The sequence below is a fragment of the Pseudomonas viridiflava genome, from assembly GCF_001642795.1.
Classification (GTDB): domain Bacteria; phylum Pseudomonadota; class Gammaproteobacteria; order Pseudomonadales; family Pseudomonadaceae; genus Aquipseudomonas; species Aquipseudomonas viridiflava.
Genome location: NZ_LKEH01000045.1, coordinates 15941 through 36047, shown reverse-complemented (window position 1 = coordinate 36047; position 20107 = coordinate 15941). Strand labels below are relative to the sequence as shown.

Here is a 20107-nt window from a genome sequence, read left to right as displayed (position 1 = left end):
ATCGCGCCGCTGCCCATCGCGCAATGGCTCTCGCCGCTTTACACGCCCATTCCAGCCTCGCTACACGCCTTGCCCGCTACAACGCTCACATGACCAAAGCACGCGCCCTCGAAACCGCAGGGGGTGCCCAATGAACAACGCCCTGAGTTTTTGCCTGCCCGAAGACCTGCTCTGTGTTAATCCGACAGCCGATGCCGGTATTCCCATCGACGCCATCACCTGCGCCGTCGACCGCGCCAGCTCGGTGCTGTTGCTGCTTGAAGACCAGTTCGAAAACGATGGGCCCAGCCTGGCAAATCACATCATCGCCGCCGCCCTCTGGGACGTGCGCGGTACGCTAGGTTTGATACGAACCCTGGCGCTTCACGCAGACGACCTGGTCCGCGGTCCTGCGCAAGGGGGTGGCCTGTGAGTACGTCTTTCCAAGGCAACACCACCGGGCACACCGCCTTTGCCAAATACAACGCCCGAAACCAACCGCTGTTTAGCGTCAATGCAGGCGTTTCCTGTGAAGAGGCGTTAGAACACGCCTCCGTGCTGACTGATTGCATCAACAAACTGACGCTCCAAGCGGGCATGAACGACGACAGCAGCGCGGCATGGGCTGCCCATTACCTGGGCGATATGGTCAAGGCCATCATTGATGACGTGACCACCAGCCTGCAGTTTCCAACGGAGGATCGCCCATGAGCGCCTCCAGCACGAAAAAGCGCCCTTCGTTCGCACAGGTGAAATCTGCTGCGCTTCGCAACATCGACAAAGTCCTTGCTCACTGGCTCCCGAACGGGAAGCGAGTGGACGGCGGCAAAGAGTACACCGCACCTAACCCCACCCGAACGGACAAGCGTGCGGGCTCTCTGAAAATCAGTATCAGCAAAGGCACCTGGTCTGACTTCGCGACCGGCGACAAGGGCGGCGATTTGATCGACCTGGTGCGCTACATCGACGGCGGCACCGACGTCGAGGCCTGTAACAAACTGGCGGACCTGCTCGGCGTAACTGCGGACTCAGCGCCCGCCAAGCCCGCACCGGCCAAAAGCAAAGCGCCCGAGTGGATCGCCATTGCGCCGATCCCGGCCGAGGCGATGAACAAGTGCCCGGTTAAACACCGGCAGCACGGCGCACCGTCCAAGGTCTGGATTTATCGCGATGACAAGGGCCAGCCGCTCATGGCGTTGTACCGTTTCGACCTCGGCCCCGATGAGGACGGCAAACCGAAGAAGGTCTTTGCGCCGCTGACCTGGTGCAAACGCAGCGACGGCGAAACGACCCAATGGCGCTGGCAAGGACTGCCCGAGCCCCGACCGCTTCTGCGCCTGGATGAATTGGCGCTTCGTGCCGATGCGCCGGTGGTCTTGTGCGAGGGCGAAAAGGCAGCTGACGCAGCGGCTGATTTGATGCCGAGCCACGTGGCCACCTGCTGGCCGAACGGTTCGAACTCTTGGCATAAAGCAGACCTGACACCGCTCAAAGGCCGCGACGTGCTGTTGTGGCCAGACAACGACGACAGCGGCGCAGCCTGCATGGACGCCGTCGCCCACAAGCTGCGCGAGATCGGCGCAGGCTCAGTGAGGTTCATCGCGCTGGAGGTGTTTAAGCGCAAACCCACAATGAAAAACGACCGCGCCGAGTTCGCCAAAGGTGGCCAATGGGACAACGGCGATGATGCCGCCGACGCTCCTGCCAAAGGCTGGACAGCTGCCCATTTCGCCGAGCTGGAGCGCAGTGGCGAGCTGTTCGGTTCGGTAGAAGAACCTTCCAAATCGGAAGAGCCTGAACCCGCTCCGAAAGCGAAGACGAAGCCAACGGCCAAGCGCCCTGCGAAACCGAAAAACGACCTGATGCCTGGTGGCTTTCGTCTGACACCCGAAGGTGTGTTTTACGCGGGCGACGACGGCGAAGCGCGCCCGGTGTGTTCGCCTCTGGAGATCCTCGCCCGCACCCGCGATGACAAAGGCCACAACTGGGGCCTGCTCGTGGAGTTCGACGACCCCGACGGGGCCAAGAAGCGCTGGAACATTCCGGCGCGCACCATGACCGGCGACTTTGGCAAGGACGTACTCGGCCCATTGGTGGACATGGGCCTGCGTCTGGCTGGCAGTCGATCAGGGCGCAATGCACGCAACGACCTGCAGAGCTACCTCGGCGGTTTCGACAGCGCACAGCGGGCACGACTGGTCACTCGCCTGGGCTGGCACGACAGCGCCTTTCTCCTACCGGAACAACAGGTCGGCATCCACAGCGAGCACCTGCATTTCTACGAAGCAGGATCTCAACTGCCGCCGATCAGCGAAGCGGGCACGCTTGAGCAATGGCAAGAGCAGATCGGCGCGTTGTGCGTGGGAAACCATCGCCTGGCGTTTGTGGTCGGCGTGGCTTTCGCGGGTCCATTGCTGCACATGCTGGGTCATGAGTCGGGCGGCTTTCACCTGTATGGCGATAGCTCAGGCGGCAAGACCACGCACCTGCAGGTCGCCGCCTCGATCTACGGTGGACCGCGCCTGGTGCGTTCGTGGCGCTCGACCGACAACGCACTGGAATCCATCGCCGCCGCGCATTCCGACGGCCTGCTGGTGCTGGACGAGATTGGCATGTGCGATCCACGCATCATCGGCGAGACGGTGTACATGCTGGGCAACGGCACCGGCAAGGCACGGGCCAATGATCGAGGCCAGGCAGGCCGACAGGTGCAGGAGTGGCGTTTGCTGTTCCTCTCCACCGGCGAGAAGACGTTGGCCCAGCACATGGCCGAAGCGAACAAGGAACTGAAAGCGGGCATGGAAGTACGCATGCTCGCCGTTCCAGCCGATGCCAGCAAAGGCTTGGGCATGTTCGACTCATTGAACGGTTTCGATGATGCGGCAGCACTGTCCGACGCACTCAAAGCACGAGTTGCGAAATATTACGGCACACCGCTCACCGCCTTTCTCACAGCGCTGTGTGAGCCCGACAAACGCCACGCTTGGTCCGCCATCCTGCGCCGCACGCTGGAAGGCTTTATCGCTCAATCGTTACCCGCATCGGCAAGCGGACAAGCTCACCGCGCCGCGGCTCGCTTTGGCCTCGCCGCTGCAGCGGGTGAGTTGGCCACCGCGATGGGGATAACAGGCTGGCCCGATGGCACCGCTACCACCGCAGCTCGGGTGTGCCTCAACGCATGGATGAACGAGCGTGGCGGCGTCGGTAACTTCGAGGGTGACGCAATCGTGGCGCGACTGCGCCAGGTCATTGAGCGCTTCGGCGAGAGCCGATTTACCCGCTGGGAATCGGCAGCGGCAAAGATCGACGAACACGGTCCGCGCACCATCGACCGGCTGGGCTTTCGCAAGACGATGGAACACGGTCTGGGCGATTCCCTGCACACCACCAACACGTATTACGTGCTCCCCGAATCATGGCGCTCGGAGATATTCCGGGGCATGAACATCAATGCGGTGAACAAGGAGCTGCTGCAGCGCGGCGTCATTGAGCCGGGGAACGATGGAAAGGCATCGAGTCTGGTGCGCTTGCCCGGACTTGGCACGCAACGCTGCTACATCGTGAAGACGATTCCGGGATTGGCTGAAAGCGAGGCTCGGGCTGCCTGAGTGCATCCCTGCTGATCGAGGTAGCGCCGGCTGATTCCCGGCCTCGCCAGCCACTCAACCAACTCCCAATCGAATTGAACAGAGACCAGACACATGAACGAGATCCAAGAACTGAAAGACCGCCGCGATCAACTGCTGAAAGAGGCTGAACAGTTGCATACCCAGATGCTGCCTTTTGAAGCCGCGCTGGAAAATGAGCAGTCCATCGAGCCTGCCCAGGAGCGCGAACTGCGCGATAAGTACAACGAGCTGAAAACGCGTTTCGATGCGCGCAGGCATGAAGCTGACCTGTTGGATCGGAAGATCAATCGCCGCGAGACCCTCGCCAATAGCGATTCCCTGATGGCGGGTTACATCGAGGCAATGAATAACTGGAAGACGGATGAGCAGGAGCTGAATGCCAAACGTCAGAGCCTCAGCAGTCGCTTGGAACAGATTCAACAGCAGGCGGTTGAGGACATGGCCAAAGCCCGGCAGGCTGAAACGGACGCAGCTACTGCGTATGCACAGGCTGTGGCATGGGGCGACACCGAAGCCGAAAAGACCGCAAATGCCGATGCACAAAAAGCCGCAAAAAACCTGGCAACCGCCGCCGAGCATGATCGTCGGCAGGGCCTGATCATATCTGCCCTCAAGCAGGAGCTGGCGACCGTAGATCAATACATCGTCGAAGCACAGGAAAAGCACAAGGGCATCGAACGCGACGCCCTGTGGCTCTCTCAGACGGTGCTTGAAGAGAAATGGAACGAGGCCGCTAGGGCATTGTTTGAAGTGGGGGGAAGGCTCTGGGCGAATTACAACCTGCTCGGACTTGATCAGGTGAGCCTGTTGAAACTGGCGGTTCCGCAGGAAGGCGAAACCGTCGGGAACTGGACGTGGCATGAATTATCCGACCGAGCGCGCAACTACGGCGCGCAGGATCTGCTTCAGCTCGACGACACCCCAGCACGTCAACAGGCTGAACAGACGAGCCACCTGGCCTAACGACAGAGTAATGACAATGACCAAGCGACCTCAGAACGCCGCGAGTTGGTCTGACACGATCAAAGCCCGGAAAGCTCATTTGGAGACCCTGTTGAAAACCATCAACGCGGCCCCGGCCAGAACCATTCAGATCCAAGCACTGACCATCAAGGCAATCAAAGCGGAACTGGCTCACCTTGAGAGCCAGCTGACACGTCGGAAATAGGCTGAACTTGCGAACGATGCATTCAATCTGAACAACCACACGCAATAAAAAACAGGGAAAGATAATGTCCAAACTTGCTGAGTACCGCCAACTGGAAAAGCACCTCGCTGAGCAGCTCCAGGCGCTGGAAACCATGAAGGGCGATGAGAGGCTCAAGAAAGAAATCGAGTTCGAAACGAAGCTGCGCAAGCTTCTTGAACAGTACGGTTTCAGCCTGAAGCACATCATCAAACTGCTGGACCCACCGAGTCCGGTACGCCGCTCGGGCTCCGAAAAACCGACAGGCACACGCAAACCACGCGACCTTAAGGTGTACAAGAACCCGCACACAGGTGAAGTGATCGAGACCAAAGGCGGGAATCACAAGGCACTGAAAGCTTGGAAAGCAGAATACGGTACAGACGTTGTTGAAGGATGGCTGAAGAAGTAAAACTAGCGTCACCTGAAATAGGGCCCAGTAGGGCCCTTTTTACTGCGGGCCTAAAGCCCACCAACTCACTAGAAAACTCCAAGCCGCAGTTACAAACGACCTGCACAGTCGTGAATTTTTACAGCAAAACTGGAAGGCCGCTTTCGGTCAATAGCTGTCCGTCATCGGTATCACTGCTTTAGTCAGTACCCGGTTGTGGCTCGTCTAAACACCGAGCAAAAGGTGCCAGATATTCGAAAATCGACAGAACTATGAACCGAGCATTAGTAGGTGCCCTCAGTTGCCCCCGCAACACCACATACAACTCATATGACGGGCACTGGGAATCTGATGAACCGATCTGGGGAGGATATAGTTAGAGAATGGGTTGCACGGGAAATAGCAACGTAAAATAGCTTCGCCTGAGCATTCCTTTCACGAAGAAAGTGAGAGGCATCAGGAACTACCACATGATCAAATTCTAAGCCCTTTAGCAGCAGAGGGGTCGAAACCGTTCTCGTTGGCATACGTCGCCCAACAAGACTAGCGCGCTGTCTAGTATTGTCAACAGCCTCAGCCATCGATTCGACACGTAATGACGCCAGTTCTCCAAACGCTCGCTCCGCATCCCTCCAGAGCTCTGAACGATAAAGTTTCCATCGGAGGTGCCGCCTGCAAAGATTAAGTATTTGTAACGCTTGCTCAGCGCCGCTCCCTTCTCCAAGGGAAGGGACCAGCTCTCGAATTGCGGTCATTGTTGCAAGAGCCTCAGGGCCATCTATCTCGCCATCCGCAAGCCGACGCTTATGAAAGCAGTCATTCAACAAGCTTTGAAGGGACTGCTTTCGCTGCTCCCCATCGGCTGCGCGGTCCCACTCTCCGGCGAGTTGTCCAAGTCGGTTTGCTGCAACCTCTTCGATTGCCTGATAGCCCCCATTGGCTGCGCTGGCTAAACGATAGCAAATCGTTTTATTACAGTGAATTGCTGCAAAGCTACCTTCTCGACCATCAATTCCATCGAAGAGAGTTCCCATATCAAAAGCATCACCTGACTCGCGATACCTTATACGGGGGTCCGCAAGATCAATCTGATGGCCGCGTATTAGTTGCTCACGCACTTCAGCAATCCACTCGCCTAGAGCCGGATTCCTTCCCGCCCAGCGGTAAGGAATTTCCAGCGTCCCTGCAAGGGGGAAGTCCTGATGGACCTCACCTGCCCACTGCAGATTTGCGCCTGCGAACTCGAAAATCCCTTGCATCGGGTCCCCAAAAATCGTCGTGGGAACGCATCTAGACAAAGCCACGGACAGTTGATGTTGGAGTTGCCCGCAATCTTGGTATTCATCAATGAGAATGCGGTCATAGGATGCGGCTATAACGTCGTGGATTGCCGTCACATCTAGTGCCTGGATCAATCCTCGATACAGTTGATCCCACTCTGCACCATTTCTTGGTGTTCCATCAGGCGGACGGGCGACGCTAGGAAATGAGTGAGCATAGCGCATACACCACCCCGCTATGGTATCGACAGCTACCGAGCGAAGAGACACTCCGTGACGCTTCAGCCGAGCGCGTATGGCGTGAACCCCTGCATGAGTATGAGTCAAAATAAGAGCGCGCCGCCCAAGCGCTGCAATGCTGGTGATGATCTCGGTTTTGCCATGGCCAGCAGGCGCAACAACTGCTGCGTTACCAAGCGCTAAAAGTTCGTAAGGATCAGGCATACAACCACCCCTCTACCTGCGCAAGTGCAATCGCAAGCGGTGAGGCTCGATTACCGTCAGCAATAGACCAAACAATTGGAGCGATATCTCTGCTGATACGAGCGTCTTTAAACCACTTCTTACGACTAGCCACTTCTGCTAGGCGCGCCCGAAGCTGCTGGTCATTGAGAGCTGTATGCACCAATTCCCAAGTTGCAAAATCCTCCGCGACTGTTAATCGATCCATATCGCCAATTGCAGGAAAAATGCTGTCATTGATCGGGTCGACGCCCCGTTCTCCTCGGGCATGATCAAGCAGCCGCTGAACCTGCAGCGCAGAGGCATCATAGAAAATGGCTTGTTCTGTATTTAGCAAGTTTCCGTACTCAAATACCTGCACCTCTACAGCATTGAGGCGAGCCATTTCTTCAGCTGTGAGAGGCACATCTGAGTCACGGAACAACGCGACTCTGTAGCCTAGCCCTACCAGAGCAACAGTTAACGAAACGGCTTCTGCGCCATTGCCATTTGCAATGGCAGAGCCAAGCTGCTCAATTGGCTTTAGATCATGTCTATCAGGCCAGAACTCTCGAATTCCGAGCAGCAGCCCAACTTCTGTCATCCCTTCAGTAACAAGAATCTTCCTAGCAAATAGTGCGCGAGGTGTGTGCCTCATGAGGGCCTGAATAGCATCAGGGGAAACAGGAGGGACTACCATTAGTACGCGGTCCCGAGCGCTGAGCTGGCATACATGTAGGCTAGTAGCGGATGCCTCTCCTAGCGCAACATCCGAGTGAGTTGTCATCAGTATCTGGCCAAGGGAGCGACCCGCCTCTGCGGCAGTTCGCTGGTCAGCTTTCAGCTGTGCAATCGCACCAATAATGCGGTGAGGTTCAAGGCCGTGCTCGATTTCATCAATAAGGATAATGGCCCCTTCTGGAACGGCTGATTTTTGGATGGCCAGCGTTGCAAGCCTACGCGTTCCTAAGCCAGCGAGCCGCAAAGGAATTCCGTTATCGTGGAGCGCAATTGAGCCAGCCGACATGCCAGATCGTCCAAGTTCTAGACCTGGCTCATAGGTGTCGTTGATGTAAGCGCCTAGACTTCTAGCAAATGCTTCCGCCTGGCTGGCAGCGTGCGTCAGAGATTCAATCTGATCAAGATTGGCGCTGTCTCTCGCTGCTTTATATGCCTGAGCTAAGCGAGATGCCGCTCCCGACGTGTCACCTGTAAGCCGAGACAGGACCGACCCTTGGCCCCAAGCCAGATGACGTGAGTCCTCACCAGACAGGCGGACCAAACCGAATAGCATTCGATCTCTATTGGATAGCGTCCTGGGCTGCTCTAATCGCTCGCATACCAGCTCCCAGACCGGTTCTAATGTTGAATCGACGGTCAACCGAACCGTTAGCACAGCCTCGTCATCATCTTCAGGTTCGTCATGTAGTTGACCATCTGTACTCCACCCCCTCGCATAAAGCCCAAACCGCTCGTCTGACTTCAATTGGCGTGAAAGCTCTCCGACGGTTACCTCAATAACAATGGTCGTAGCCGTATCACAGCGATGGAAATCTGGCTCGCTGAAAGTGAACCATCGTGAAGACAAGGTAGCCTCAATGGCATCGAGGATGGTTGATTTACCAGAGTCGCCGGAGCCAATCAGGCAACAAAAGGATTTTTTCGGCGACCAATCGAGTGCAGCCACGCCCCGAAAATGACGAATACTAAGTTGGCGAATCTGCATCGAAAAATCCCTTTTTTAGGTGAGGCTAAGCACTGAAGGTCTTCATGTCACTCTGATACTACCGAGCATAGCGTTGACTAGATACTCCCTTGCCGTTAGCAGCCTTGCGCCGACGTCTGCTGACGGCCTATTGACGCCTTTCGCAAAGGGCCGCTTTGGTGAATCGAAGCAGGTTGATAAACCGGACCCGACCGAAAGCGGCCGCTCGCGGCAGGAAGATTGGCCGTTTGCTGTCCAGTGCATCAACCCAATCGGTCCGAGGAGAGGCTCACCTTTTCGGGATTACTACGTGATATAGATCCGTTCTGCATCAAAAATCTAACTCGAGAGCATCTGATTACAAGGAAGATGCTTTTAACCTATAGATCAGTCAGTTACAGATTTTTCTTATTACGTACAATATGTCTTAAGGCGCCACCCTGCGTGAGGTGTGTGGCAGTTATTACGTGGTCTGGGACGGCAGCCGACCTGGGTCGATCCCGATCGGTGCCGCCTACGTCCAGTTGCAGTCAGTGCGCGAAATAGAAATCAGCGACTGTCAACTCGGCAGTATTAATAAGAGCACATATCAAAGTCACTACTGCGAAATCAATTTGTGAGTTATGAAAGTTTTGATAGCGGTATAAAAAACTCCACCGAAAATACATCATCTTCACATGAGGTCTGGACATCTATGCCTTCATCAGAAAGCTGTGAGGTGATCATGACCAATCCTGTACCTCCTTCATGTCGAGCATTGACTGCGGCAGCTCGGTAATACTCCATTGAGGAGACGCTTTTTCCTGAGTAAGGGTTGGAGAAACGAATCGTTAGATAGCCTTTGTAAAAGCGGGAGCTTACAGATAGTATCTTTGTGCTAGCGTGCTTTTTCACATTGTCTATTATTTCAAATATCACATTAAATATAGTAAAAAATGAAACGTTCACAGTAGGGAGATTTGGGAAGCTAGTGTCTCGGGTGATTGCGAGTTCTTTTTGATCAGAGGTTATTATGTCGAAGACATCGGCGATATTTGTCCACTCGGTGCTATCAAACTCGTTACGTTCTGTCGCTAGAAGGTTTTCCGTCTCGGAAATTGTGGATTCACTGACGTTAAATGTGAAACGTTCACCTACCCGTCTTAGAAAGTTTGAGGTGTCATACATGTGGAAGGATCTTAAATCTGGTGCCTTTGTATAAATTTCATTAAGTAGCTCTTTACGCGGCCCCAGCTTTTTACCTCTCTTCTCTAGCCACCAATCTTCTTTCAGGTCGCCGGTGACTAAAATAATGCACTCAAGCTTTTCTGCTTGAGCTTTTCGGATCACTTCATACCAGAATAATAAGTCTCCGAATTTGCATTTGTACTCGATGTCAAGAACAGTATAAAAATCAGTCTTTTTCTTATCCTTGTAACCAGGTGGGATATCGTTCTTGTATCGCTCCTCACCTTCATCATAAATTTTTCTAATTTCTTCTCTGCTGAAACCATGTCCTACCTTCCCGTCGAATAGGTCTAAAACATGCTCCTTTGTATCATCTTTATGATGGACGTCGCTTTGCTTTTCCTCTAGTTCATTTAGATTTTCCAAAAATTCATTTACAAAATTAATACCGGACTTTATGTTTTCTGCCGATATGAATTGTTCTGGATCTATGAGGGAGTGTCTCTGGCGAAGTTTTAGCTTTGCTAGCTCGGTTGTCAGCGTATTGAATACTCCATTATAACCATTTATTGCTTCCTGAAGTTTGCTTCGCACCATTTCAAATTTGTTTTTTTGGTCGCCGATTATGTCATGTCGATTATTTAGAAACTCGAGCAAACCCTGAAAGCTAATCCATATTCTGTTTTTTATTTCTGGGTTTTGAAGCACACTCAGTAACTCGTTTTTTGCAGATTGAGGCAGTCTGTATAAGTCAAGTAAAACGTTTGCATCGAAAATGAAAACAGCACGCTCCCACATGTTGTCGAACTCTTCTTCGTCAAGATCCCTGTGAGTCTTAAGTAAGCTTCTAATTTGTTTTTTTTCTTCCATCACTTTTCGTCCTTTTTATTTCAGGGTGTAAAATCCCCATCAATCGCCGCAAGGTATCAAGAAATCGTCGTTAGTGACATACAAATGAATGGTCATTGTGTACCGATTTCGTGTTCACCGCCGGCCGTTTCATTTCAAATGTTGCCTTTCCTTAGTCGGAGGAATCCGCCTTGAGCCCGGCAGCATTCTTAATTACTCATATCGCGCCCTACGTTCAATCGGCCCCCACAGCAAAGCCCACCTCGGTGGGCTTTTTTGCAACCGATGGCGTCGGCGTGTGTGGTCTACCATTGCCCTCGCATGTGGTTTTAACCCAACGAACTCCAGGAGGTACTCGTGTCGTTACCCATCACTGCCCGGCAAGTGAACGCCTTGAGGGCACTGCAGGACACGGCCCCCCGAACTGCCCGAACTGGCGTCCTTGATCGCGCTGGCCTTTGACGCCTCGGCCGTCGAGAATCCGCACATGGCCCGGCTGATCATTGAGACCACCTGCCGCCGCATCCTGGTTCGTCAGCCCGGCAGTCACGAAGCCATGATTCAGCACCTGGAAACCTTCGGTGAGCTGGTGTCTGTCGTCTGACCAGGTGAGTGAGTTCACCACCCGCTTGCGGGCGCTGGCTTGATCATGCCGCGTGGTATTCTGAAAAAGCTCTGCGCGTCACGCCCTAGGGCGGCTCTGTAAGCGACGCGCTGGTCAGCCGTCATAGCGAGGCGTGGACGTTGGCCATCCGCATCGCAGGCGTTGGTAGTCGCTGGCTCCCGGTACGCTCGCGCCGTGAGGCATTGCGTACCAAGGCAAGCCTCACGCCGGTCGGGCGGTTTGCCAAGACAGCCGTGATCCGCACGTTCCAAGTCGAGATTTACTGAAGCTGGCTACGCCACGGGATCTGCGCAGACTGCCTCTTTGACGCCTGCTTCTGATCGATAGCGGCCCATTGCCCGTAGGGCACAGAGGCAGCGACAGCGTTACACAGTTCCGTATTGTTACATCACATACATAGAAACTCACGGCGAAGTGTTACGGCTATTTTATTCTTATTTTTCATGTAGTTAAGCTTTTCCGCCACACCTGAAACACCAGTTACACCGCATTTGAGTGGCCTTGCCCCCGCCCCCCTATGAAGTGAGCCCCATCAGCGAATGGAATCCGGCATAAGCCGGGGGACCCTGAGGACTTCCGCTGCATACGGGGTAGGAAACCCGCGTGTCTTTGTTAGCCGGAAAGCGTGAGGCTTAGTGAACCGGTGAACCAGGTTAACCGTCGACTCATGAGTGTACTACCTCAAAATACTGACTGTTTCAGACCACCATTGCAGAAACGGTAACGATTTTTGCCACGATGACATCTGTGCCAATGCGGCGATCCATTTAGAAAGCTTCCGCGACGGGCTCTCGGAACACCCACGAACTATCCTAAGGGCGTTCCCGTCCGATACTCGCCTAATTGCAGATACACAGCTGCCACTGAAAGTCTGATGGCGTTCGGGCTCATGATCCAGAAGCTTTAAGCGGATACCAATGCGGTTGGCTTTCATTTGCTAGCCGCGGTACTCTCGATCCCCCTCGTGCATAAAGGACTGTTGCAATGGCTAGGAAAAGCCCAACCTCCCCGGATTGCCGCTGCGCTGTGCACTCCCCTAATGTAGTCTTCCTAATGAGCCTAAGTGCTTTAGCTGCGCTAAAGTCCTAGAGTAAAATAAAATGAAAACACCAGAAAAGATTAATGTTCACGATACATTTGATGGATCAGTACGATACTCAGCGCCGGTGTATCAAAGATATTACGTTTGGGGAAATGAACCACTGCAGGCATTACTAGAAGACATAGAGACAGCCGGGGATGGCAATCTCGAACAGTTTATCGGTGCAACTGTGGTACAAGACTTTGGCAAGAAGGGTGGTAATCAGTCCCCTAACGAATACCTAATGATTGACGGACAGCAGCGCCTGACGACTATCTACATGCTGATTTGCGGTTTGGCATGGTCTTATTTGCAAGGTGGAAAAGATGAAGAAGCCCTAACCCTTGCCCAGACATATCTTTCATTTTCTGCAGGGAAGTATGCAGGAATGCCTAAACTACTTCCAACAGTGCAAGACCGTAGACAGCTGTTCGACATACTTCAGGAAGATATACCCTGCATTGAATGGAGCCTTAAAGGAGAAAGCATTGATGAGCACTCAAGCCGCAATGGAATAAGCCAGCAGTGGGAAAATATAAAGAACCATTTTGCCGAAGTCTTTTTCAGCGACAAGGGAAGACTGTTAACAAAAAAAATTGAACCATTTCAAGAGAGCTTGCTGAACAAGATAGTTTTTATCCAGGTCACGCTAGAGGCTACTGACGACGCCAATACTGTTTTCTCAAAGCTAAACTACGAGGGCGTAAAGCTCTCTCTTTCTGACCTAGTGCGAAACGAAGTGATATCCAGGGTGCCTGATAATTGCAAAGATGCGCTCGACAGATTTTACGAGACAACATGGAAGCCATTCGAGAAAGCATTTCCGACCAACTCTTTCGACCAGTTCATAACCATCTACTCATTTATAAAATTCAAAGGACACGTGTCTAAATCTCGTGCATTTCCAGAATTACAAAAGGCATGGATTGGAACCAAACCAAATATAATCGTTTCCGATATGGATATATATGCAGATCTATATTGCGCATTAGTCAAATATAATCCGTTAAAAAATATACATATTGATGTCGGGGAGCGAGTGCGCAGATTCAGTCTGATGCCGAAGACGACGGTCACTTGGCCCTACATAATCGAGCTCTTGAATGCATTTAGAAACGGACTTGCCGGTAAAGCTGATACGTTAAAGTGCCTACAAATAGTAGAGTCCTTCCTTGTGCGTCGAGCTATTGTCGGCTTGGAACCAACTGGGCTACACGCCGTCTTTAAAGGCTTATGGGTCAAAGCAGGGGCTGACCCTGTCAAACTGAAGGAGAAGATTGTTACAGGCACCATCCGGTGCCCTAACAACCAAACCATCACAGAAACGCTTAGCACTGGAGATATGTACTCAAGAAAAATAACTAAATACTTGCTTACTCAAAGAGAAATTCATTTCAACCTCGAAAACGGCTATGACAACGCGACTGATGATTTCACTGTCGAGCACGTTCTTCCACAAAACCTCACTAAAGAATGGGCACTCACATTTACGAAGGAGGAACACAAGGCTCTTCTGCATACCATTGGCAACCTCGTACCGCTCACGAAAGGGCAAAATGGCCGCGTGAAAGATCAGGATTGGATCAGCAAAAAGAGTTTTATTAAAGGATCTAACTGGAAAATCACTCAGACTGCAGCAGCCGTGAAGTCCTGGGATAAATCGCAGATCTTAAAAAGGGCCAAAGCGTTTGCAAGTTGGGCTGTCGAGGAATGGCCCGATGTTCAATAGCGTGGACGATGGCAGAAATGGATTCAGGAGACAGGACCAGCGGCGCCTGATTTTTCATAGGAACGTACGACTGCGTGACGGGTCGACGGGCTTCGCCGTGCTGTGGCAGAACTACGCCTTACGCGACCACATGGTCTTAACGATGATTGCGGATGACTCCAAGCCATCGGTAAACAGAGGACCTGGGAAAAAGTCATGTCTTTGTGACGCTCGCTGCCTTACGTTGGCCCGCTCAGGGACCAGCTTCGTGTATGCCAGTGTGTATGCCAAATCTCAAAGCATAGAAAAATATGCATTAAAAACAACAACATAATATTCGAGTTCAAATGACTGTGTACCACCAAGTTCAACAAGAAGCCCGCCTCGTGCGGGCTTTCTTGTTTCTGGGTGTCCTTGAAGCCCGCTGCTCGTCCCCCGCTTATTCTCTCCTTATGCCTGCCCGATCACGATCTGAATTCTGATAAACATCGCTCGCTCGACTATCGACAGAAAACGTTCAATAGCTAAAAGCTAACGATCAGGTTACATATTCTTAATAGTCCCACCCCCTCCCCTCACGTATGGTCGCAACTCTCAAGTGATGCCCCATCGCCATCACCACTTGAACCTCCCGAAAATCCGAGCCCTGATCATGAAAACACCCGTCCGCCTTGCTACCCGTATCGGTCTCGGCTTTGCCGCTATCGTGTCGCTGCTCGTCCTGATCACAGCCGTCGGCATGCAGCGTGTGGGCGTCATCGATTCCACGCTGCAGGATGTCAGTGACAACGCGGCAAAGGTTCAGCGTTACGCCATCAATTTCCGGGGCAGTGTCCATAACCGGGCGATTGCCGTGCGCGATGCGGTGCTGGTAAATAACGACCGGGATCTGGGGTTTCATCTGGCCGAGGTGGCGAGTCTGGAGCAGGCCTATACCGACTCTGCGCAGCCCATGGACCAGTTGATCGGTCATGCCGGGGTGACGCGTGAAGAGAAGGAGCTGCTGCGCGCCATCAAGGAAATCGAAGTGAAGACCCTCGCGTCCAGCAAAGCGGTGGTCGACTTGCGCCGGACTGGCGACATTGCGGGCGCTCAGGCGTTGTTGCTGAGTCGCGCTTCCGGCGACTACAGCGAATGGTTGAAACGCATCAATGCGTTGATCGATTACGAAGAAGCCACCATCAAGGCTCAGCTCAATGAGGTGCAGACCACCGCCAGCCGGTTTTCCGGTCTGATGCTGCTGGCGACCGGTGCGGCCTTGCTGCTGAGCATCATTATGGCGACCGTGATTATTCGTTTCGTGAAATCCACGCTGGGCGCAGAACCTGTCGAGGTCGCCGAGGCGATCCGGCGGCTGGCTGCGGGCGACCTGCAGCAGACCATTGTCACTGATTACCCCGACAGCGTCATGGGTGTCTTGAAAACCGCGCTCGATCGACTGGCTGACACCATTACCCAGGTACGCAAGGCGGCACAGGAGGTGAATCATTCCTCCAGCCAGCTCTCGGCAACCTCCACACGCAATAACGATCACATCAGCCTGCAGACCCGTGAGGCCGAACAGGTTGCGACGGCGATCAAGCAAATGGCGACGTCGGTGAGTGAGGTGTCCAGCTATGCCTCCAGAGCCGCAAACGCCACTCGTGAAGCCGACAACGAGGTCGAGAGCGGCAATCGTCTGGTTGCGGGCACCACTCAGGCAATCGAAGAGCTGGCCGTGACGCTGGGGCAGACCACCACAACGGTCGAGCAGGTCTCCAAGGACAGCGAGCAGATCGAGACGGTCATCGAGGTGATCAACTCCATCGCTTCGCAGACCAACCTGCTGGCCTTGAACGCCGCCATTGAAGCCGCCCGCGCCGGAGAGCATGGACGAGGCTTTGCGGTCGTGGCCGATGAGGTGCGCTCGCTGGCGACTCGCACTCAGGAATCGACTCAGGAAATTCGCGAGATGATCGGTCGCTTACAGAGCGGAACCCAAGCCGCCGCACTCACCATGCGTGACTGCTGTGAGCGGGTGACCCAGACGGTTTCGCAGACTCGCGATGCCCAGAGCGCCCTGACGAGGATCAGTCAGGAAGTGGGTGCCATCAATAGCATGAACGCTCAGATCGCCAGCGCGGCGGTCCAGCAGAGCGCCGTAGCCGAAGACGTCGCGGTCAACATCACCCGTATTCACGACTCGACCGTCAAGTCCGCCAGCGGATCCCTGCAGGTCGCGTCGGCCAGCAGGGAGCTGGAACAGCTCGCAGATCGACTTGCACAAAAGGTTGCCATTTTCAAAGTGGGCGGAGCCTGATGGTTTATGCTGTGACGTAACACATGAGCCTGGGCTGACGTCAGAACGTCGCCAGCCCAAGGACTCACTGGTACGAGCATTTATTTATATATCTGCACCCCACGCCACGAATGGTGGCACTAAGACATCTCGAGCGCTGTCCTAATGGATTCGATGTGATGAACCCGGTGCCACATGCTCACTCCCGCCCTTGATCGCCCGACCCAGGAAGACTCGCAGACCCTTGCCGAAGTTGAGCGAACCATTGCCTGCGGAGTGGGCGCGCTGCGGTTCAGCCGTGAACTCGAACGACGCTACGAAGCAGACACCCTGCACCAACGGCGTCGGTTCATCACGGCGGTCGGCATCGGCGGCGGTCTGATCTACAACCTGTACCTGCTCAGCGACTGGCTGATGTTGCGCGACATGTTTTTCTACGTCGCGATCGGCCGATTGTGCGTGATCACTCCAATGTTCATCGGCCTGCTGTTGCTGATCCAGCGCATGACGTCTCGTCGTGCGCTGGAAACAACCGCAGCGGTCGGCACTGTGCTGTCCTCACTGCTGCCGATGGTAGTCATGACCTACAGCGAGAGTCCGCACCAGCTCCATTACCAGTTGGGGATGCTGCTGGTGATGGTCTACTGCACCATGATTCAGCAATTGCCGTTTCGCTACGCCACCTTGGCAACGCTAAGCATGCTGGGCATTCAATTGGTGACGACCTATCTGGCTGATTTTGCGGATTTCCTGACCTGGCAGGCCAATGCCCTGCTATTCGTGTCCACCGTTGCACTGCTGCTGATGTCTTCGTACTTTCTGGAGCGAGGCGCACGGCTGAGCTACCTGTTCGCGCTGCGCGGACGGCTGCTGCATATCCAGTTGATGGAAGTTGCGCGTACCGATGCGCTGACACGGCTGTTCAATCGTCGGTATCTGGACGAGCTGGTGAGCTCCATCTGGGAACGCTCCCGAGAGACGCCCACAAACGTCGCCTTCATCCTGATGGATATCGATCACTTCAAATCCTACAACGACAACTATGGCCACCCTCAAGGCGACAGTTGTCTGAAGTTGATGAGCCAGGTCATCCAGCAGAATGCCCAGCAACATGGCGCCGTGGCGTTTCGGTATGGCGGCGAAGAGATTCTGATCCTGATGGTCAACACCGACGTCAGCCAGGCCAAGGCACTCGCCGAAATCATGAAAGCTGCACTGGCGACGCTCAAGTTGCCGCACCCGGCTCAGGGCGAAGGCGCACTGGTCACCATCAGCCTCGGTGTCGCCGCGGCCGTAGCGCCTCTGGCCACGGCCGACCAACTGATCAATGCCGCCGACGTTGCGCTGTACGCAGCCAAACATGCCGGTCGTAACTGTATCCGCTCAGCCTGACCCTCAAGCGCAGGCGTACGCGCCTTCTGTGCTTTACCCCGGCTGACCGCCGCTCTACTCTGCCGGTTTGAGATCAACGGACGGGAGTCAGCGCATGGGCGTGCATATCGAAGTCAAAAACGATCCTACGGAAGAAGATCGCCTGGCCATTCTCGAGCCTTTGAGGCGCTACAACGCTGAACAGGCCGGTGACGGGCAATCGGAAAAGATCGCGTTACTCGTGCGAGATGAAAAAGGCGACATCATCGGCGGTTTGCATGCCCGCCTCTTTTATCGCTGGCTATTCATTGAACTGCTGGTCGTTCCCGAACAGACCCGAGGTCAGGGAACAGGCTCGCGCCTGATGCAGATGGCCGAAGAGCTGGCCATGGAGAAAGGCTGCGTCGGGATGTGGCTGGACACCTTCGACTTCCAGGCACCGGACTTTTATCGCAGTCACGGCTTCAGCGAGTTCGGGCAGATAGAAGACTACCCGCCCGGCCACAAGCGCTTCTTCTTTCAGAAGCGCCTGGACGTTCAAGCCGTTTGAAGGACGGGGCAGCGTCGTGAAACGCTGCCCCCGCGTTCGAGGATCAGACCTTGAACTTGCCCACCAGGTTGTTGAACGAAATCGCCAGTCGCGACAGTTCCTGGCTCGATGCACTGGTCTGGTTGGCGCCCGCAGCGGTCTGGGTGGACAGGTCCTGAATGTTGATAAGGTTGCGATCCACTTCGCGCGCAACGTGGGATTGTTCTTCCGACGCGGTAGCGATCAACATGTTGCGGTCGTTGATTTCAGCGATGCTCTGAGCGATGCGCTCCAGCGATTGGCCTGTGGCCTGGGCCAGTGACTGAGTGTTGCTGGCCAGCGTACGACTGTTGCCCATCGCACGAACGGCCTGATCGGCGCTGCTCTGTACGCTGCCAATCATCGCTTCGATCTCGCCGGTGGATGCCTGAGTACGGGCCGCAAGGGCACGCACTTCATCAGCCACCACGGCAAAACCACGACCCTGTTCGCCGGCACGGGCGGCTTCGATGGCCGCGTTGAGGGCCAGCAGGTTGGTCTGCTCGGCGATGCCGCGAATCACGTCCAGCACCTGACCGATTTCGCGCACACGCCCAGCCAGCTCTTCGACCATTGCAGTTGAACTGCTGATCTCGGTGCTCACCGTGTTGATCGCGTTCACCGCTTCGCGTGCCTGATCGCGACCGGTCGCCGCCTCGGTGCTGGTCAACTTCGACGCATCGGAGGTGGAGATGGCATTGCGCGCCACTTCCTCGACCGCTGCGGTCATTTCCGTGACAGCGGTAGCCGCCAGTTGAATCTCGTCATTCTGACGTGTCAGGCCTCGGCTGCTTTCTTCTGTGACTGCGTTCAGTTCCTCGGCGGCCGAGGCAAGCTGATCGGCAGCACTGGAAATTTGCCCGATGGTGTTCTTGAGGCTGTTTTGCATGTCGCCGAGCGCGGACAGCATCAGTCCGGCTTCATCACGATGCAGACTGACAATCGGCTGGGTCAGGTCGCCACCGGCAATACGCTGGGCATTGACCAGAGCGGACGCAATCGGCCGGCTGATCACGCGGCTGATGAACAGGCCGAGCAGGAAGGCGGCCAGGAACGCCATGCCAATGCCGATGTACAGATTGAGCTTGGCAGCAGACTCGGTCTTGCCGGCAGCGACTGCGCCCTCGCCCGTTTGCCGGGAATTGGAGTCCACCATGATGTTCAGTTCGTTCATGATCTTGAGGTAGATGTCGCGAACCTCTCCGTCCACCAGCGTTCTTGCCGCACCAACATCGCCAGCCAGTGCCACGCTGACGGCTCGATCAATCGCCGCCTGATAGGCAGGCCAGTCCTTGTCCATCAGATCACCAGCGGCGCGCTCATCATCTTCCAGTGGCGTGGTTCGATAGGCTGCATACGCTTTTTCCGCCTGAGCACGGTTTTCACGCAAGTTCGTGACGACCTGATCCTTGACGCTTTGAGGCGCGTTGGCGGCCACTGTCGACAGCAGGCGATAGAGGTCACGGTTCTGCGCGATGGCATTGGCCTTGGTTTCACTGGTCTTGCCAACCGACACCAGGTTATTGGAAAACGTGAGTTTGAGGCTGTTCGAAAGGTCGCCGATGCCCTGACTGCCGATGATGCCTACCACGAGCGTGATGAGCGCACAGAGTGCAAACGAGATGAACAGCTTGGTGGACAGTTTGGCGTTGTAGAACCAGTTCATGACAAGATCCTTGGTCGAGAAAGCTGGGGGAGGCTCCATTACAGACGCGTGCATGCGTCGATCTGAATCTCCTTGTAGAAAGTTCTATCGGCAATGTGCGAAACCACTGGAGTGTACGAACGATAGTTTTCGTAAAGACGTCGGATTTTTCTGAACTAATACCCCGTGCATACAGCTCCCTGA

Annotated in this window: 12 protein-coding genes and 3 pseudogenes; 10 read left to right on the top strand and 5 right to left on the bottom strand. The window is 54.6% G+C overall.

The window, feature by feature from the left end:
- Nucleotides 1-130 precede the first annotated feature (130 nt).
- The 5 genes from AO065_RS22210 (at nt 131) to AO065_RS22185 (ending at nt 5206) form a co-directional block, all read left to right on the top strand.
- A complete protein-coding gene (locus AO065_RS22210; protein WP_004879838.1) occupies nt 131-412 on the top strand; it encodes a hypothetical protein in 282 nt (93 codons plus the stop codon).
- A complete protein-coding gene (locus AO065_RS22205; protein ID WP_003344689.1) occupies nt 409-690 on the top strand; it encodes a DUF3077 domain-containing protein in 282 nt (93 codons plus the stop codon). The genes AO065_RS22210 and AO065_RS22205 overlap by 4 nt, the downstream gene beginning before the upstream one ends.
- Nucleotides 687-3587, top strand: a complete 2901-nt coding sequence (locus AO065_RS22200; protein WP_004879841.1) for a DUF927 domain-containing protein — start codon at nt 687-689, stop codon at nt 3585-3587. The genes AO065_RS22205 and AO065_RS22200 overlap by 4 nt, the downstream gene beginning before the upstream one ends.
- A gap of 93 nt (nt 3588-3680) precedes the next feature.
- Nucleotides 3681-4571 carry a coiled-coil domain-containing protein gene (locus AO065_RS22195; protein WP_004879844.1) on the top strand — a complete coding sequence of 297 codons (891 nt, stop codon included), beginning with the start codon at nt 3681-3683 and terminating at the stop codon, nt 4569-4571.
- A 269-nt stretch (nt 4572-4840) separates the two neighbouring features.
- Nucleotides 4841-5206, top strand: a complete 366-nt coding sequence (locus tag AO065_RS22185; RefSeq protein ID WP_004879848.1) for a histone-like nucleoid-structuring protein, MvaT/MvaU family — start codon at nt 4841-4843, stop codon at nt 5204-5206.
- Between the two features lie 305 nt (nt 5207-5511).
- On the opposite strand, the gene AO065_RS22180 is transcribed toward AO065_RS22185, so the two are convergent.
- The 3 genes from AO065_RS22180 to AO065_RS22170 all read right to left on the bottom strand — a co-directional run bounded on the left by AO065_RS22180 (nt 5512) and on the right by AO065_RS22170 (nt 10648).
- Complete coding sequence (locus AO065_RS22180; protein WP_032650413.1) at nt 5512-6909, bottom strand: UvrD-helicase domain-containing protein; 1398 nt, start codon at nt 6907-6909, stop codon at nt 5512-5514.
- Entirely contained in the window at nt 6902-8632 is a 1731-nt protein-coding gene (locus tag AO065_RS22175) for an ATP-dependent nuclease (protein WP_004879852.1), read from the bottom strand. Before AO065_RS22175 ends, AO065_RS22180 begins: the two co-directional genes overlap by 8 nt.
- A 600-nt stretch (nt 8633-9232) precedes the next feature.
- A complete protein-coding gene (locus AO065_RS22170) occupies nt 9233-10648 on the bottom strand; it encodes a PIN-like domain-containing protein (RefSeq protein WP_004879854.1) in 1416 nt (471 codons plus the stop codon).
- 336 nt (nt 10649-10984) lie between these two features.
- On the opposite strand from AO065_RS22170, the pseudogene AO065_RS22165 reads away from it, so the two are divergent.
- The 5 genes and pseudogenes from AO065_RS22165 to AO065_RS22145 all read left to right on the top strand — a co-directional run bounded on the left by AO065_RS22165 (nt 10985) and on the right by AO065_RS22145 (nt 18240).
- Nucleotides 10985-11274, top strand: a pseudogene (locus AO065_RS22165) (hypothetical protein).
- 1078 nt (nt 11275-12352) lie between these two features.
- Nucleotides 12353-14062, top strand: coding sequence for a DUF262 domain-containing protein (locus AO065_RS22160; RefSeq protein WP_004879858.1), 1710 nt, complete (start codon nt 12353-12355; stop codon nt 14060-14062).
- Nucleotides 14063-14642: 580 nt separating this feature from the next.
- Complete coding sequence (locus AO065_RS22155; RefSeq protein ID WP_412778734.1) at nt 14643-16340, top strand: methyl-accepting chemotaxis protein; 1698 nt, start codon at nt 14643-14645, stop codon at nt 16338-16340.
- A 174-nt stretch (nt 16341-16514) separates the two neighbouring features.
- Complete coding sequence (locus AO065_RS22150; RefSeq protein WP_004879863.1) at nt 16515-17711, top strand: GGDEF domain-containing protein; 1197 nt, start codon at nt 16515-16517, stop codon at nt 17709-17711.
- A 94-nt stretch (nt 17712-17805) separates the two neighbouring features.
- Nucleotides 17806-18240 carry a GNAT family N-acetyltransferase gene (locus tag AO065_RS22145; RefSeq protein ID WP_004879867.1) on the top strand — a complete coding sequence of 145 codons (435 nt, stop codon included), beginning with the start codon at nt 17806-17808 and terminating at the stop codon, nt 18238-18240.
- A gap of 43 nt (nt 18241-18283) precedes the next feature.
- Here the strand turns inward: AO065_RS22145 and AO065_RS27960 are convergent.
- Nucleotides 18284-18880: pseudogene (locus AO065_RS27960) on the bottom strand (methyl-accepting chemotaxis protein); the annotation flags it as partial.
- Nucleotides 18881-19141: 261 nt separating this feature from the next.
- Nucleotides 19142-19924 (bottom strand): annotated as a pseudogene (locus AO065_RS27955) (MCP four helix bundle domain-containing protein); the annotation flags it as partial.
- Between the last annotated feature and the right edge of the window lie 183 nt (nt 19925-20107).

Excerpts from the sequence above, each read along its gene's own strand:
- AO065_RS22210 (WP_004879838.1), top strand. The coding sequence starts at position 131 with ATGAACAACGCCCTGAGTTTTTGCCTGCCCGAAGACCTGCTCTGTGTT.
- AO065_RS22200 (WP_004879841.1), top strand. The coding sequence starts at position 687 with ATGAGCGCCTCCAGCACGAAAAAGCGCCCTTCGTTCGCACAGGTGAAA.
- AO065_RS22195 (WP_004879844.1), top strand. The coding sequence starts at position 3,681 with ATGAACGAGATCCAAGAACTGAAAGACCGCCGCGATCAACTGCTGAAA.
- AO065_RS22185 (WP_004879848.1), top strand. The coding sequence starts at position 4,841 with ATGTCCAAACTTGCTGAGTACCGCCAACTGGAAAAGCACCTCGCTGAG.
- AO065_RS22180 (WP_032650413.1), bottom strand. The coding sequence starts at position 6,909 with ATGCCTGATCCTTACGAACTTTTAGCGCTTGGTAACGCAGCAGTTGTT.
- AO065_RS22175 (WP_004879852.1), bottom strand. The coding sequence starts at position 8,632 with ATGCAGATTCGCCAACTTAGTATTCGTCATTTTCGGGGCGTGGCTGCA.
- AO065_RS22170 (WP_004879854.1), bottom strand. The coding sequence starts at position 10,648 with ATGGAAGAAAAAAAACAAATTAGAAGCTTACTTAAGACTCACAGGGAT.
- AO065_RS22160 (WP_004879858.1), top strand. The coding sequence starts at position 12,353 with ATGAAAACACCAGAAAAGATTAATGTTCACGATACATTTGATGGATCA.
- AO065_RS22155 (WP_412778734.1), top strand. The coding sequence starts at position 14,643 with ATGCCCCATCGCCATCACCACTTGAACCTCCCGAAAATCCGAGCCCTG.
- AO065_RS22150 (WP_004879863.1), top strand. The coding sequence starts at position 16,515 with ATGCTCACTCCCGCCCTTGATCGCCCGACCCAGGAAGACTCGCAGACC.
- AO065_RS22145 (WP_004879867.1), top strand. The coding sequence starts at position 17,806 with ATGGGCGTGCATATCGAAGTCAAAAACGATCCTACGGAAGAAGATCGC.